The sequence below is a fragment of the Candidatus Poriferisodalis sp. genome (genome assembly GCF_965221945.1).
Lineage (GTDB): Bacteria > Actinomycetota > Acidimicrobiia > Acidimicrobiales > Poriferisodalaceae > Poriferisodalis.
The window spans coordinates 2,004,531-2,020,104 of record NZ_OZ244925.1 but is presented as its reverse complement, the minus strand read 5'-3'; the positions used below and the strand labels follow the sequence as shown (position 1 = coordinate 2,020,104).

Below are 15,574 nucleotides of genomic sequence, written 5' to 3'. Positions count from 1 at the left end.
TTGCGCATCACGCCATGACTTGGATCGACAAAACGCTCGACAGCTGCCCTGGCCAGGTCGTAGTCAACGATTCCAAGACGCCCAGCGGCCGTGCCCATGTCGGCTCGCTGCGTGGCGTGCTCATTCACGACGCTCTGGCTCGAGCGGCGCGCCAGCGCGGCCTGGACGCAACCTTTATGTACGGCTGCGACGACATGGACGCAGTCGACGAGATCCCGCACGGAACTGGAGACCACTTCTTCGAGCACCTCGGCAAGCCATTGTGGGCGGCACCGCCGCCCGAGGGTCTTCGTCGTGATTCGATGGCTGAGGCGTACTTCGGCGAGTTCACTGGAAAGTGGTTCGATGCCACCGACTCGCCGGTCGATGATGCTCCCGGGCAGTTCGACAAGCTCGGCGTCGAGGTCGAGTTCTACCGCATGAGCGACATCTATCGGGCAGGCAGGCTCGACGAGATCATCGACACGTTCCTGCGAGCTGCGGCCGACGTGCGGCAGATCTACCTCAGGCTCAGCGGCGCCGAGCGTTCCGATGATTGGCTGCCGTTCCAACCCATCTGCGAGGCATGCGGCCGCATCGGCACTACCTATGCGTCCGGTTACGACGGCGAGACCGTGGCCTACGAGTGCCGGCCCCATCTGGTGACATGGGCCGAGGGCTGTGGGCACAGCGGCCGCATCAGCCCGTTCGGCGGGAACGGCAAGCTGCCGTGGAAGCTGGAGTGGGCCGCCAAGTGGAAGCTCTTCGGCGTCTCGATCGAGGGCGCCGGCAAGGACCACATGGCTGCCAGCGGCTCACATGAAGTCTCTTCCGCGCTGGCACGCCAAGTGCTGCAGTGCCCGGTTCCGGTGCCCGTGCCCTATGAGTTCTTCACGCTCGGCGGGGCCAAGATGAGTTCATCGAAGGGCATCGGCATGACGGCGTCGGAGCTGACAGCGATGCTGCCGCCCGAGTTGCTGCGCTACGTCGTGCTGCGCACCCAGCCGCGCCGAGCCATCGATTTCGCTCTCGACATCGCCGGCCTCACCAAGGCCTTCGTCGAGTACGAGCGGCTTTGGCGGGCCGCAGCCCAGGGCGATGCGGAACCGAACCAGCAACAGCTCTTCTTCATCTCGCAGGTCGACTACCGACGCGAGGTGCCTACGCCTCCCGTCGTCAGCCCGCCCTTCGATTCGGTGGTCAGCCTCGCCCAGCAACCGCACATCGAGCTTGCGAACCACGTGGCCTCGCTCGGCGTCGATATGTCGGAGGCCGACGCCGAGTGGCTCGCTCACAAGGAAGCAGTCGCGCGAAAACTGATGGAGAGTCGCCCCGACCTCGCCGGCGAGCTTGCGTTGCTCGACGACGCCGAGGCCAAGACAGTCCTCGATGGAATGTCGAATCAGCAGAGGGCGTTCCTCTACGTAGCATCCTCGCTGCTGCGCCAGTTGGAGGATTGGTCGGCTCGAAGCATCCAATCAGAACTGTTCGATGCGGCGCGTCTCGTGGGGTGCGACGAGCGCTCAGCGATTGTCGAGTTGTTCACTGTCCTTTACGCATTGCTGTTCGGACGCTCCGAAGGGCCGCGAGCTGGCAGCTTCCTCGAGTTCTACGGCAGGCGTCCAACTCTGGAACGCCTCGACCTGTCGGAGTACTCATATTCTGAATTGGTCGACGAGACGGCGGTCCCACTCATCGAATGGGATGCTGCCGTCCACGACGCGCTGGGGCGCGACCAACGGCCAGAATTCTTGCCACTGTCACGCGCAGGTCATGAGACCGCGGAGTCGACAACAGATGGCGAAGTGACCTTGGAAGCCTTCATCCGGAATGACGGTGACTTTCTCTGCGCCGTACGCACCGTTTGCCGAGAAGCCCTGAAGCATGTCGCGGCAGTGTTGCAGGTCGACGACTCCGATGTCCCAATTCGTTCATCAAACCCCTTTGCGCGAGGTTCTGACTGACCACTGGCTTGGCGGAGGCGTCGATGGGCGTGCGCTATGTCGGAAAGCCGTTGGGGCGACGAACCAATTGGCGAAGTCTTGGCCAAGTCGGTGCAGAGATTCACGGCCACGTCTTGGCTGAGCTCCGGGGGCTACGTGCAACATGGAAACACCCTGAAACCATATGTAACATAGTTGCAATAATTCGTTTGTGCTGAAAACGCTTAATTGTGACACCGATCCAGTAGAGTGAACGTATGTTCTCTCATGTAGAGCAGGCGCTCGAACACCTCAACACTGCGCTCGACGGCATCGAGACAGCGCCGAGCGATCTGCTGCGCCGCACTTTGGGTGTGTCCAAGCAGCTGCGCAGCCGCGTCGAGTTGCTCGAGGCCAAAGCAGCGGCAGTTGTTGCGCAGCGCGAACGCCACGGCGACGGCGGCGCGGGGCTGTTGCACGAGCACAGCGGCCTGTCGCGCTCGGATGCTGCCCGCAACGTGCGCACCGACACAGAGCTGGTCTCCATTCCTGATGCGCACGCCGCGCTCACCGAGGGGCAGATCAGCTTGGCGAACGCCGCCAAGCTCGCACGTGCCGCCCGCAAGACCAGTCCCGATGCCGTGCAGGGCGATCCCGAGCTGATCGGGCTCGCCAAGACGCTGCCTGCCGACGAGTTCGCCCAAGCCGCTCAGCGCTGGACGGCCCGCCACCAAGACGCTGCTGATCTGGTGGCGCAGCATCGCCGCAACCGGCGTAACCGCAATGTGCGCTTTTGGAACGGCGACGACGGCTCGGTGCAGATGCGCGGCAGCTTCGACGCCGAGATGGGCGCCCGCATCCAGAACCGGCTGCGTCACCACGCCGAACAGCTCCGCCAAGCAGATCGTCGCGCCCAGCACCGCCAAGCCCAGCTCTGCCGTGCCCAGCCTCAACCCCCCAACGCGGCCTATGGCACCGCCGCCGACGGTGCTGTAGATGCACTCGGCAAGGGCAACGCGGTGCGCTCACGCGACCAGCGCATGGCCGACGCACTTGAAACGCTCCTCGCCGCAGATAACCCAGCCGCACCGAAGGCGACTCCCTCGACTGCGGCTCCCACCGAACCCACCGGCCAACAGCCGTTCACGGACAACCCGCCGCAGTCAGGTCATCTGACGCTGCCTGGCACCGGTGTCCCAGAGCAGGGGTGCATCGGCGAGACCGACGGCGTCAACCGCTCCGAGCCCGCGCCCGCTGCAGAGGCACCACCGGCCCACATCGGTCGCAAGCCAGCAGCGGCGGAGATCATCGTGCGTACCGATCTCGCAGCCCTTACCGGCGAGCCCGACGGCACCGCCGAGCTGGCGGCCTTTTCGGGCCAGCCAGGCGGTGTCGCGGAGATCTGCGGCATCGGACCGATCCCGCTCAGCACCCTCGCACGGCTCGCCTGCAACTCCGACGTTTGGGTGGAGATCTTCGGCGACAAGCTGACCCCGCTGTACGAGACAGTCGCGAGCCGGGCGCCCACCGCGGCGCAGCGCCGCGCCTTAATCGCACGCGACGGGAAATGCATCGGCTGTGGGGCACCGCTGGGCGATTGCGAAGCCCACCACGTCATCCCGTGGAAATGCGGCGGCAAGACACGAGTCGACAATCTCGTGCTCGTCTGCTGGTCATGCCACGATCGCATCCACGACCACAACTGGCAAGTCATCGTCCGTGACAACCGTTTCCGGCTCATCCCACCCGACCCGACAAATCCCCCGAACCCGGCGCCCTCACGCAAGCCCAAACACCGCGCCGCAATCACCAGACGCAGTCACCTCTCAAGAACCACTGCCCAAGAACCACTGCCCACGATCACCTCACAGAAACCACTGCCCGCCACCACGCCGCCGCAGGCACAACCAGCAGCCTGATCGAGCGATGAGGTTCAGGTCTCGCCACGGGCCGAGGTGTCGGTTGGCGTTAGGCGCCGATGGCGTGATAGCCGCCGTCGACGTGAAGGATCTCGCCGGTGGTGCTCCCGAACCAGTCCGACATGAGCGCGAGCGTGCTGCGCGCGACCGGTTCGCTGTCACCGATGTCCAGCCCAGCGGAGCGCGGGCTTCCCACGCCTCCTCGAAGTCGGTGAACCCGGGGATCGACTTGGCTGCCATGGTGCGGATGGGCCCGGCCGAGACCAGATTCACCCGGATGCCCTGCGGTCCGAGCGACTTCGCCAGGTACCTCGCCGTCGATTCGAAGGCAGCCTTCGCAACGCCCATCCAGTCGTAGAACGGCCACGCGACGCTGGCATCGAACGTCAGGCCCACCACCGAACCCTTCGCCTCGGCCAGCAGCGGCGCCAACGGTGACGCCAGCCCGGCGAGGCTGTACGCCGAGATGTGCATTGCGGTGGACACGTCCTCCCACGGTGCGCTGAGGAAGTTCCCGCCCAAACAGCTCGCGGGTGCGAAGCCGATGGAGTGCAGCAGCCCGTCGAGGCGGCCCCAGCGTTGCGTCAGGTCGTCGCGCACCGCGGAGATCTCGTCGGGCGAGGTGACGTCGAGCGGCAGCACATCGCACGGGGTAGGCAGCTTGCGGGCGGTCCGTTCGGTCAGCCGGATGCCCCGTCCGGCGCCGGTCAGCACGATCTCCGCGCCCTGCTCCTGGGCCAGCCGGGCCACGTTGAACGCCAGCGAGGCGTCGGTCAGCACCCCAGTAATGAGGAGCTTCTTGCCTTCCACGATTCCGCTGCCGGCCATTGGCGCTGCCTCCTTGTCGGCACGGCAGCCTGCAACGCTGCCCACCGCCGGACGCTACCGCCGTGCCTGGCGCCCCTCTGGTGTCCGCACACATTGCCGCCCCTCTTTGCTCTATGGCGCGCTTCGCCGTACCGTGGCGGTCGTGTCAGCAGATGCGACCCCCAACGGGACCGCAGATGGGGTCGCAGTAGCTGCCTCTGCAGGTGCCGGCGAGCCGACCCGCATTGGCATCATCGGCGGCACCGGCCCAGCCGGCGCGGCGCTGGCGACCCGGCTGGCCGACATCGGCTGTGAAGTGACGCTGGGATCTCGTTCGAAGTACCGGTCGATGGAAGTGGTCGACAACATTCTGGATCGCTGGCCTGGGCGGCACCTGCGCATCCACCCCGGTTCCAACAGCCTCGCCGCGGAGGAGCCCACGGTCGTGATCGCCACTCCGTGGGACGCGGCAGCAATCACAGCTCGAGGCGTCGCCGAGCACTTGCGCGGCAAGGTGGTGGCGACGATGTCGAACGCGCTGGCCCGCGTGGACGACGAGTTCGTGCCGCTGATCCCGCCCAGGGGCTCGGTCGCGGCTTCGGTTCAGGCGTCGCTGCCGGACTCCCGAGTCGCCGCTGCCCTGCAGCACGTGCCTGCGACCGAGCTCGGCAATCTCGACGAGCCGGTGGACGGCGACATCCTCATCTGCAGCGATCACCGCGAGGCCACCTGGCATATCGCCGAGATCGTGGACCGCATGCCCGGCGCGCGAGCGCTCGACTGCGGGAACCTGTCAAATGCAACAGCCATCGAGGCATTCACTGCAGTGCTGATGCAGCTCAACACGCGGTACCGCACCCGTGTGGCCCTTCGGCTGGTCGGCTTGGATCACGTCCCGATCAGCGTGCTCGGGGGCGGGCCGAGCCACCCTGACGCAGCGCAGCCGAGCGCCGAGACCGTCCCCGACTGAGCCGATGGCTGGTGCTCTGAGCGCAGAGCGATGAGGCTGTACGAGACGCAGCGGCGGGCCATCGTGCCGCTCAGCGTGCGCCCAGGCAACACGGTGCGCATGTACGTGTGCGGGATCACGCCCTATGACGCCACCCACGTGGGCCACGCCGCCACCTTCCTGGCCTACGACGTGCTGCAGCGGCGACTGCGGGATCTCGGCTGGCGCACCCGGTGCGTCCGCAACATCACCGACGTGGACGACGACCTGCTGGCGCGGGCGCGTGCCATGGGCGTGCACTACCTGGATCTGGCGGCGGGGTCGCTGGCTGCGTTCGACGCAGACATGGAGGCGCTGGGGCTGCTGCGGGCCGACAGCGAGCCCCGAGCCACCTCAGCGATCTCCGACATCCGGCGAGTGATCGGCCAGTTGCTCGACAGCGGACATGCATATAGCAGTGGCGAAGGTGTCTATTTCGACGTCTCGAAGGCACCCGGTTTCGGGGAGCTGAGCCGCCTCGGCGTCACCGAGATGATCGAGTTGGCCCGCAGGCGTGGCGGTCGGCCCGACGATCCAGACAAGCGCAACCCGCTGGATTTCGTGCTGTGGCAACGTGCAGCTCCCGACGAACCGGAATGGTCGTCGTTGTGGGGTCCGGGCCGCCCCGGGTGGCACGTGGAGTGCTCTGCTCTGGCGCTCGCTCACCTCGGTCAGACGATCGATGTGCACGGTGGCGGAAGCGACCTGGTGTTCCCGCACCACGAGTGCTCCCGGGCACAGTCCGAAGCCGTCACCGGTGGACCATTCGTGCGCCACTGGATGCATACCTCGATGGTGCGACAGGGCGGCGCCAAAATGTCCAAGTCGGCAGGAAACCTCGTGTTTGTGTCCGACTTGCGCGAGCGCTGGCAGCCCATGGCGCTGCGGTTGGCGCTGCTGGGTGCGCACTATCGGGCCGATTGGGACTGGGATGAGCGCCGCGTGGCCGATGCGGCCCGGCGACTCGAGCGTTGGCGGGCGGCGGGTCCCGGCGACGGAGCGCTGTCGAGCGTCCGCGAGCGTCTGGACGACGATCTCGACACGCCGGGCGCGCTCGCAGCAATCGACACGGCCGTCGCGGACGGTGAGTCCGCCAGCGACGCAGCTGCCCTGCTCGGCGTCGTGCTCTAGTTCGTGCGAGAAGCGCAAGCAGCCGCGAGCGCCTGCGAGGGCGCCGGTAGCGTTGGCCTCGATGGCCGAGCCAGACGACCTCGGCGAGGTACGCGACGCGCTTCCCGCTGATCTGGACCGAGGATTTGTCGGCGCGTACAAGTTCCCCGACAACTCGCGGCGCAAGATCACCGGCGCACTGTGCTTCGCAGCGGGTGTGTGGGCTGCTACAGCGGCGCTTGCTGCTGACAGCGAATCGGTCCTGCTCAACGAAGGTGTGTCGGTAGGCGGTGTACTGCTCGCCCTCGCCGGCCTCTACCAATTCGCAGCGGGACGTCGATTCGCTGTCAATGAGAACGAAGCGTTGGTCGCCGCAGTCACCGACGTCGGTTTTGCTGTCGGGCACGCCAGCGCGCAGCTCGGCTGGCGGGGCTGGATGAGCCGCCCTACATGGCGAGTGCTCGTGTATTCGGCGGAAGACCCGCCTGAGCGCAGAGGCTTGGTGCTCGTGGATGCGCTGAGCGGTTCCGTGCTCGAGCGTTGGGTGGAGGACAACCCCGAGACCTGGATTGAGACGGTGCCCAGCTCAGCGCCAGAGGCTCCCGACGGCGCTGGTGTGCACACGAGCGCAATCCCGGAGCCCGGCGACGGGAGCTGACGATGTTTGACGGCATGTTCCGCAAGGGCGTCGACAGAGTCACAGCGCCGATCGGGCGTGGACTCGCCGCGATCGGCCTGAGCGCTGACGTGCTCACTGCTTTCGGGCTCGTGATGGCAGCGGCGAGCGCCATTGCCATTGGTGCAGGCCGACTGAGTCTCGGCACCGTGTTCCTGGTGGTGACTGCGCTCGCTGACCTCTTTGACGGGCCGGTCGCGGCAGCGCGGGGCACCTCGTCGAGCCGGGGCGCATTCTTCGACTCGACGGCCGACCGGGTCACCGACGGCCTGCTGCTGGGTGGCATCGCTTGGTATCTCGCCTCTGAGCACGGCGCGCATTGGGCCGTGTTGCCCATGGCGGTGCTCGGCGTCAGTGCGGTGATCTCCTACGAGCGTGCCAAGGCTGAGTTGCTGGGCTTCGTGGCCAAGGGCGGGCTGATGGAGCGTGCCGAACGCACAGTGGTGATTGCCGTGGCGGTTGCCTTCGAGGTGTTGCTCATTCCGTTGCTGTGGGTGCTGCTCGCGCTCTCAACCGTGACAGCGGTGATGCGCTTTGTGAAGGTGTGGCGTCAGGCCAGCGCGCGAATGTCGCAGTGAGCGCAGTGCTCCGCCGCCTGCAAGGGCGGGACAAGGCACGCCGCCTGCAAGGGCGGGACAAGGCGATTGTGCTGGGGTACCAAGCGGGAGCGACCGCAGCCCGGATGGTCCCGCTGTGGCTGGGTGAGCGTTTGGCTGCGCTTGCGGGCCCCGTGCTGGCGCGGCTGATGCCCGCCAAGGCCGACATGGTGCGCCGGCACCAGGCACGGGCACAGCGTTGGATTGCTGCGGGGGCGGGTGCCGACGGGTCTGAACGGGATGCTGGCGATGCCGGCGCAGACGCAGACGGCGGCGAAGCCGGCGCAGACGCAGACGGCGGCGAAGCCGGCGCAGACGCAATGGCGGCGGAGCGAGCCGTGCAGCAGGCCACCGCCGGGGCCTTCAGCTCCTATGCCCGCTACTGGCTGGAGTCGTTCAGGCTGCCCGCGCTGAGTGAGAGCACCCTGGACCGCGGCATCGATGTTCCGGCCTACCACCATGTCGAGGAGGCCCTCGAGCGCGGCAATGGCGTCATCTTGGCTCTGCCGCACCTGGGGGGCTGGGAGTGGGCCGGATTCTGGATGGCGACCGTGAACCGGTTGCCGATCAGCGTGGTGGTCGAGCCCTTGCATCCGCCGGAGCTCTTCGAGTGGTTCGCCAATTTCCGTGAGCGGTTGGGCATGCGCGTGGTGCCGCTCGGACCAGACGCGGGCCGCGAGGTGCTGGGCGCGCTTCGACGCAATGAGATCGTCTGCTTGTTGTGCGACCGTGACCTCACCAGCGACGGCATCGAGGTCAGCTTCGGCGACGAGCAGACGACGTTGCCGGCAGGTCCGGCGTTGCTGGCACTGCGATCAGGTGCGGCCCTGCTGCCGACCGCCGTGTACTTCCGACCTCGGGGCAGGCACCTCGGCACGGTTCGGCCACCGGTAGACGTCACCCGACGCGGACGCCTCCGTGACGATGTCGCTACGGTCACCCAGCGGCTCGCGGACGAGTTGGTGACGCTGATCGCTGCAGAACCGCATCAGTGGCACCTCTTCGGTCCCAATTGGCCGTCAGACCGACCAGCCGTGTCAGGCGACGCAGCCGACGGCGACTAGCGCAAGCGTCAAGAGAGCGCATTGTGCGACCCGCATACCGCGCCTAGCGTCTGGGCGGCAGTGAGGATTGCTGCGCAGATCGTCAGTGAGGTGCGACCTATGAGCTTCTGCCCGTGAGAATCGGGATCATCTCGCCCTACAGCCTGACCAGCCCTGGCGGTGTCCAGATGCAGGTGCTGGGTTTGGCTCGAGCTTTGGCTGCGAGCGGCCACGAGACACGAGTGCTCGCTCCTTGCGACGGCGCACCGCCCCAGACCGGTGTCACACCTCTGGGCGCAAGCATTCCTACCTTCACGAACGGATCGGTCGCCCCGATTGCGCCCGACTTCGCCTGCACGCTGCGCACGGTTCGGGCGCTGCGTGACGAGCAGTTCGATGTCCTGCACCTGCATGAGCCGCTGTGTCCCGGGCCGACGCAGACAGCTCTGTTCCTGGGCTCGACGCCGATCGTCGGCACGTGGCATGCAGCGGGGGGCAGCCTTGCGTACTTGGTGCCGGGAACACGGTGGCTGGCGACGAGGATCGACATTCGGGCCGCTGTCTCGGCCGATGCCGCCGAGATGGCCCGTGATGGCGTGGGCGGCGACTACGAGTTGGTCTTCAACGGTGTCGAGCTGGATCGCTTCGACGAAGTCGCTCCCATGCGCAGCCCCGCACCCACGATCGCGTACATCGGTCGCCACGAGCCGCGCAAGGGCCTCACGGTGCTGCTCGAGGCCATGTCGCGGCTGCCTGAAGGAGTGCGTCTGTGGGTGATGTCGCGCGGCCCGCAGACCGAGGAGCTGCAGCGCAGATACCAGCGCGACACGCGCATCGAGTGGCTCGGACGGGTCAGCGAGACCGAGAAGCTGGCTCGCATCAAGGGCGCCGACGTGTTCTGCGTGCCGTCATTGCGTGGCGAGAGTTTCGGCGTGGTGCTCATCGAAGCCATGGCTGCACGAACGCCGGTGGTAGCGAGCGATCTGCCCGGATACCGCAACGTCGTTCGCATTGGGGACGAAGCCGAGCTTGTCGCCCCTGGCGATGCGGCAGCGTTGGCAGCGGCGCTCCTGCGATTGCTGAGGCGCCCCGACCGCGCCGCGGACCTCGTGGCGGCCGGCCGCCAGCGCGCCGAGCAGTTCTCGATGGCTCGGCTGGCCGAGATCTACCTCGATATCTACGGACGTGCCATCGCGCGACGCCGTGCCAGCTGAGGTCTGCCCGTCAAGCTGTGCCACCTGTGCTGTGCCAATAGTGATTGGGGCCGCTTGAATGCAGCGGGTGGACCCGCTGTTCGCCATCTACCGCAGTCGAGCCGACAAGCTGCTGGCGGAATTCTGGGCCGTGCATCTCGTTGCGGGGGCGATCGTGGGCGTGCTGGTGGCGCTGTTCACGTCTCTGGGCTGGTGGGTGATGCCGATCGCGTTAGCAGCGGCCTGCGGGCTCGCCGCTACCTGGCTGGCTGTCGGAGAGCGACGCTTGCGAAATGCGCTGTTCGGTGCCAGTTCGAAGGTGTGTGATTTTGACGATGAGCCCCGCCTGGCGAACGTCGTTGACGGCGTCTGCCTGCTGGTGGGGGTTCAAGCGCCAGCGCTCGTTGTCGCTCCCAGCAGCGGGGCGAACGCCGCTGCGTTTGGCCGGCAATCCGAGCGGTCCACGGTTGTCGTCACACAGGGCTTGCTCGACTCGCTGAACCGCATCGAGCTGGAGGCCGTCGTTGCGCGGCTGCTGACACAGATTCGTGACGGGCGTAGTGCCTACCTGACCACAGCGGTGACGACGGTGGGGCTGCCCGCGCTGCTGTGGACCTCCCTGTGGCCGTTCGTCCAGGCCCGCTTGGAGCGCGAGGCCAGCACCGGCAGCGATTTCGACGACGACGCCGAAGCCGTGAGGCTGACCCGCTACCCACCAGGTCTCGCCGACGCGCTCGAAACGATGTCGGGAGCGGTTGTGCGTACCGATGCACCGAGAGTGACGTGGCCGCTGTGGCTGGCCGATCCGAGAGCTGCCGAGACCAAGCTCCCGGACGATTTGCCCGACTACCGGGCAGACCTTGAGACGCGAGTTGCCGTCCTGCGCGAGTTCTGAAGTGAGCATGGTGTTCAGGGGTGGGAACACCCGTCGACGTAGCAGTCGTATTGGTCACGTCGTTGCGAGCCCTTCGGCGATGACGCCGCTCGTCTGAGTGGCACAACGTCCTGGGGCCCCGCTGGATTGTTGAGTAGTTCAGACGGGGGACACGGAGCCGACGCTCACGGTGGAGCCGCGGTCGGTGGGGCAGACCTCGATGCCGGTGCGGATGCGCTCACGCAGTCCACCCACGTGGCTGATGAGGCCAACGGTGCGGCCGCCTTCTCGCAGACGGTCGAGTTCGTCCATGGCCAGTTGCAGTGCCTCGCTGTCGAGAGTGCCGAATCCCTCGTCGACGAACAGTGCGTCGAGACGTACACCGCCAGCATGGGAGGTAACCACGTCGGCGACGCCGAGGGCCAGCGACAGCGACGCCTGAAAGGTCTCACCGCCGGAAAGAGTGGAGACCTCGCGCTCATGTCCGGTGTAAACGTCGTGCACCCGCAGGCCCAAGCCCGCTTTGCCGCCACCCCATTCGCGGTCGCGGTGGACGCTGAGCCGGTAACGTCCACTGGTCATAGAGCCGAGCCGCCGGTTGGCGAAGGTGCAGATCTCCTCCAGGTAAGCCGAGAGCACCCAGCGCTGCAATGAGACCTTTGGCGGCGTTCGACCGTTGCATCGGTCGGCAACCGTCGACCACAACTGGGCTTCGGCAAGGGCGGTGGCGTACGTCTTGCTGCGGCCTCGGTGGTCAGCCAACCAGCCGCTGATGGCGGTGTGGGTATCGGCGGTGATCGTCCGACGGTCATTGGCGGCTCTCGCAGCGGCCTCAGCATCGGCGAGCGCGTCGGCTGGCGCGTCTGTGTCGGGTCGTTCTTCGGGTAGGCCCTGCAGTGCGTCGGTTTCCAAGTCGCGGTGGACATCGCGGCTCTCCGTGTCGTATGTGTCGACGCGCTGTCGTATAACGCCGCGCTCCTCGACGCTGCGCACCGCGGCGCGCGCCTCCTCAGGTGTGGCGAAGGGTGATGGAGCAATTAGCGCGTCGAGAGCATCGGCGGTCGCCCTGAGCGTGGTCTTGGCTGCCGTCCGCCCGTGCTCGGCCGTGGTCAGCGCTTGAACGGCCTCTTCGATGGGTGTGATCGCCTCGACGGCTGTAACGGGATCGATGTCGCCGATCTGATCGGCGATACCCGTCCGCAGGGTCGACGCTTCGTCCTCGGCTGCGTTGGCACGCTCCGAGGCCGTGTTGGCGTCGAGCGCGGCTTGCTTGGCCGCCTGCTCCGCAGCGATGGCATTGTCGCGGTGCGCTGTCACGGTCTTGCCGAGTCCTTCGACCTGTCCCGCCAGTTGCGTGGCGGTTTGCAGCAGTGCGCTGGCCTCTTCGGCCAGCGCAGCACCGCCCTCGGGATCATCGGCTGTGTCGCCGGCGCGCCCCCGCAATTCGGCGGATTCCTCGGCAAGTTGCTCGTACATCTTCCGTGCTCGGGTCTCGGCCTGCTCGGCTCCGGCGGCGGCGGCCTCCGCGGTCTCGACATCCTCGACGACGACGGCATCGCCAGCAGGCTCGGCCGGATACGGGTGATCGGTCGATCCACAGACAGGGCACGGCTCGGCGTCCTGGAGTGTTCCCGCCAGCACGGCAGCAATGCCCTCCAGATACCGCTGTCGCAGGTCCAGTGCTTCGCGGCGTCGGTCCAGCGTCGCTCTCACGGCCACGGTGGCCACTCCTTCTGCCGCAGTCAGGCGAGGTCCCCTCAAGTCCAGTTCGCTCGCCGCATCGGCTCGCTGGGATGCCAGATTGGCAGCGGCTTGCAGAGCGGCCACCTGATCGGCAGCCGACCGAGCCCCGATCAGCTCTTTCTCGGCCACTTGGCGTTCCCGTTCGTGATTCGCGGCGGCCGCAGTTTGTTCCTGCTCAACCTGTCGATGGTGAGCCTCGGCGTCCCGCTCTGAGGTGCCAGCGGATTCTCGTTTCTCGGCCATGGCAGCGTCCTCGGCGAGGTCATTGAGCTTGCTGCGGTGGACGGCGAGTTCGGTACCGATGACATCTAGATCCTGAGCCGTCGGAGTCTCGTCAGCAGCGGGCACGGCGAGGCCTTCGGGGAGGCTCGGTGCCTCGTTGCATCGACCAACGAAGGCGGCGATCTGTGCATTCACTGAGGTGGTACACCGTGCGAGTTCGTCCTGGTGGTGCTGTTCGGCGCCCAGTAAGCGGCGCAGATGTTCGGCCGAGTCGGCCAAGTGGAGCGTCTCACGGCTGGCATCTATGGCCGGTCGCTCGTCGGCGAGCTCTTCCCGGCGCTTGAGGAGTCCGGCGCGCCGGTCCCAGTGCTCGGCGATCCGATTGATGGTGTCGTGAGTGGAACGGGCCGCCTTAAGCGCCCCGTCGGCGGTCTCGGCAGCCGTGTCGGCGTTGTTCATCAGCGAGTTCGCGTTGTGAACGAGTTCGTCGAGGGCGGCCTGATCGGCGGGCCAGGCGTCGGCGGTGTCGGTTTCGTGGTCCAAGCGATCGGCGGACAGGGGCTGTTCGGTGTCGTCGGTCACGGAACGCCACCGCTCGGCGGCCCTTCGACGCAGGTTCGCAAGTTCGCGTTCGTGCTCGGCCGCCGCGGCCTGGCGGCTCTTGGCAGCATTGTCGAGCCACTCCGATGCTGCCCCGAACACGGCCGTGTCGAAGAGCGTGCGTAGCAGTTTTTCGCGGTCCTCGGAATTAGATCGGAGGACCCGCTCGAAGCGACCTTGTGGGAGCAGGATCACCTGCTGGAACTGTTGGGCGGTGAGTCCGAGCAATCCGGCGATCTCATCGTTGACCTCGCGGATCTTCGCTGCCACGGCTCGCCATTCGTCGCCTTCGCGCCGTTCGAGCGTTGCCTCTGCCGCACGGCGAGTCGTGCCCTCGCCTCGCACCTTGGCCGATTCGTGCTCTGGGCTTCGCCGGACCCGCCACCGATGCCCTTGCGACGTGAATTCCAACTCCGCCCACGGGTTCACGTCGAGCGGGGCGTGGTCGGAACGGAGAGTGTGTTTGGCTCGCTCGCCGGGCACGTCACCGTAGAGAGCGAAGCAGAGCGCGTCGAGCAGGAAGGTCTTGCCTGCTCCGGTGGGGCCGTGGATGAGGAAGAGTCCCTCCTCGACGAGCGGGTCGAAGTCGATCTCTACTTCGTCGGCGTACGGGCCGAGGGCGCAGAAGGCGAGGCGGTGCGGCTTCACCGGTCATCCTCCGTGCCGGTGGCTGCGAGCGCCTCCCTGAGGACGGCTTGCTGCGGTTCGGAGGCGTCGGCCCCGTGCAACTCGGACCAGAATCGCAGAGTGAGGTCGAGCGGCCCCATGCCGCTGCGCACTGCCGATGCGACGTCACCGCTGCCAGCCGCCACGTGTCCGTCGGGCTGGTGATCGAGCACAACAGCGTGGGGAAAGCGCTGCTGCAGTCGGGGCATGGCCTGCAGCGGGAGGTCCAAGTCGGTGAGTTGGATACGGACACGCGCCCGCTCGGCGTCGGCGAATTCGGAATTGACGAGCAGATCGTCGAACGCGCCTCGCAGGGTGCGCAATGGGCGACCGACCCCCAGCGGCACGACCTCGGTGCGACAGCGCCCTTGGGTGTCCATCTCGACGATGCGGACGGATTTGATGTCTCGCTCCTCGGAGAACGAATAGGGAAGGGGGGTGCCCGAGTAGGCCACGCGGCCGTTGTCGAAGGCCTGGTCGCGATGGAGATGGCCTAAGGCGACGTAGTTGAATCCGTCGAAGGCGGACATGTCGACGAGATCGATGTCGCCGACGGTGAGTTCGCGCTCGGAATCGGACGTGATACCACCGGCTACGAAGGTGTGCGCCACGACGACTGTGCGAACCGGTCCGAGAGACGCCGCGTAGCGCCGGATCAGAGTGGTTGCGTGGTCGGTGACGTCGTAGTGGCGGAACCGGCGTGGGGCGACGGCTGCTTCGGCGCCATCGGTGTCGTCCAGACGACGGAGCACCGGCCCGGCGACTGAGGGTTCAAGGTACGGCACCGGGAAGACGGCCACGGTCGGCCCGCTGTCGTCGGGGTCCAACCGGAGCGGCCGGGTGCACCGGGCGACATCGCCACGGATGGTCACGCCGGCATGCTCAAGGAGTTGGTCGGCCACCGCCACGCGAGCGGCCGAGTCGTGGTTGCCGGCGATGGCGACGATCTTGGCACCGGTGTCATGCAGGCGCACCAAGGCCTCGTTGAAGAGGGAGACGGCGTCGGCGGGCGGGATGGCTCGGTCGTAGAGGTCGCCCGCGATGACGACGAGGTCGACCTCGTCGTTCGACGCAAGCTCGATCAGGCGGTCGATGGCCGCCTGCTGCTCGGAAAGCAGCGACTCACCGTGGAAGTTTCGGCCCAAGTGCCAGTCGGAGGTGTGGAGCAAGCGCGCCGCGGCAGGGTGCACAGCCGTTGCGACAACGGCCGGTAGCGCTGCCGGCGCGGACACGTGG

Annotated in this window: 11 protein-coding genes and 1 pseudogene; 9 read left to right on the top strand and 3 right to left on the bottom strand. The window is 66.9% G+C overall.

What is annotated here, in order from left to right; all coding sequences use genetic code 11:
* The first annotated feature begins 14 nt into the window (after nt 1–14).
* Nucleotides 15–1,943: a lysine--tRNA ligase gene (gene lysS, locus ACOQPH_RS09370; RefSeq protein WP_420621143.1), complete on the top strand. Its 1,929-nt coding sequence runs from the start codon at nt 15–17 to the stop codon at nt 1,941–1,943.
* 236 nt (nt 1,944–2,179) lie between these two features.
* On the top strand, nt 2,180–3,820 hold the full coding sequence (locus ACOQPH_RS09365) for an HNH endonuclease signature motif containing protein (protein WP_420621142.1): 1,641 nt from the start codon (nt 2,180–2,182) through the stop codon (nt 3,818–3,820).
* A gap of 49 nt (nt 3,821–3,869) precedes the next feature.
* On the opposite strand, the pseudogene fabI reads toward ACOQPH_RS09365, so the two are convergent.
* Nucleotides 3,870–4,648: pseudogene (fabI, locus tag ACOQPH_RS09360) on the bottom strand (enoyl-ACP reductase FabI).
* A gap of 142 nt (nt 4,649–4,790) precedes the next feature.
* Here fabI and npdG point away from each other — a divergent pair.
* The 7 genes from npdG (at nt 4,791) to ACOQPH_RS09325 (ending at nt 11,128) form a co-directional block, all read left to right on the top strand.
* The gene (npdG, locus tag ACOQPH_RS09355) at nt 4,791–5,597 is read left to right on the top strand and encodes an NADPH-dependent F420 reductase (protein WP_420621141.1); all 807 of its coding nucleotides are present in this window, start codon (nt 4,791–4,793) and stop codon (nt 5,595–5,597) included.
* A 30-nt stretch (nt 5,598–5,627) separates the two neighbouring features.
* Nucleotides 5,628–6,746, top strand: a complete 1,119-nt coding sequence (locus ACOQPH_RS09350; RefSeq protein ID WP_420621140.1) for a cysteine--tRNA ligase — start codon at nt 5,628–5,630, stop codon at nt 6,744–6,746.
* A 61-nt stretch (nt 6,747–6,807) separates the two neighbouring features.
* Nucleotides 6,808–7,383, top strand: a complete 576-nt coding sequence (locus tag ACOQPH_RS09345) for a hypothetical protein (protein ID WP_420621139.1) — start codon at nt 6,808–6,810, stop codon at nt 7,381–7,383.
* A gap of 2 nt (nt 7,384–7,385) precedes the next feature.
* Nucleotides 7,386–7,979 carry a CDP-alcohol phosphatidyltransferase family protein gene (locus ACOQPH_RS09340; protein ID WP_420621138.1) on the top strand — a complete coding sequence of 198 codons (594 nt, stop codon included), beginning with the start codon at nt 7,386–7,388 and terminating at the stop codon, nt 7,977–7,979.
* Complete coding sequence (locus tag ACOQPH_RS09335; protein WP_420621137.1) at nt 7,976–9,061, top strand: phosphatidylinositol mannoside acyltransferase; 1,086 nt, start codon at nt 7,976–7,978, stop codon at nt 9,059–9,061. The genes ACOQPH_RS09340 and ACOQPH_RS09335 overlap by 4 nt, the downstream gene beginning before the upstream one ends.
* Before the next feature lie 113 nt (nt 9,062–9,174).
* Complete coding sequence (locus ACOQPH_RS09330) at nt 9,175–10,254, top strand: glycosyltransferase family 4 protein (protein ID WP_420621136.1); 1,080 nt, start codon at nt 9,175–9,177, stop codon at nt 10,252–10,254.
* A 67-nt stretch (nt 10,255–10,321) separates the two neighbouring features.
* Nucleotides 10,322–11,128: a M48 family metalloprotease gene (locus ACOQPH_RS09325; RefSeq protein ID WP_420621135.1), complete on the top strand. Its 807-nt coding sequence runs from the start codon at nt 10,322–10,324 to the stop codon at nt 11,126–11,128.
* A 138-nt stretch (nt 11,129–11,266) separates the two neighbouring features.
* Here the strand turns inward: ACOQPH_RS09325 and ACOQPH_RS09320 are convergent, their stop codons facing one another.
* Complete coding sequence (locus ACOQPH_RS09320) at nt 11,267–14,320, bottom strand: AAA family ATPase (RefSeq protein WP_420621134.1); 3,054 nt, start codon at nt 14,318–14,320, stop codon at nt 11,267–11,269.
* Nucleotides 14,317–15,570, bottom strand: coding sequence for an exonuclease SbcCD subunit D (locus tag ACOQPH_RS09315; protein ID WP_420621133.1), 1,254 nt, complete (start codon nt 15,568–15,570; stop codon nt 14,317–14,319). Before ACOQPH_RS09315 ends, ACOQPH_RS09320 begins: the two co-directional genes overlap by 4 nt.
* Nucleotides 15,571–15,574: the final 4 nt, after the last annotated feature.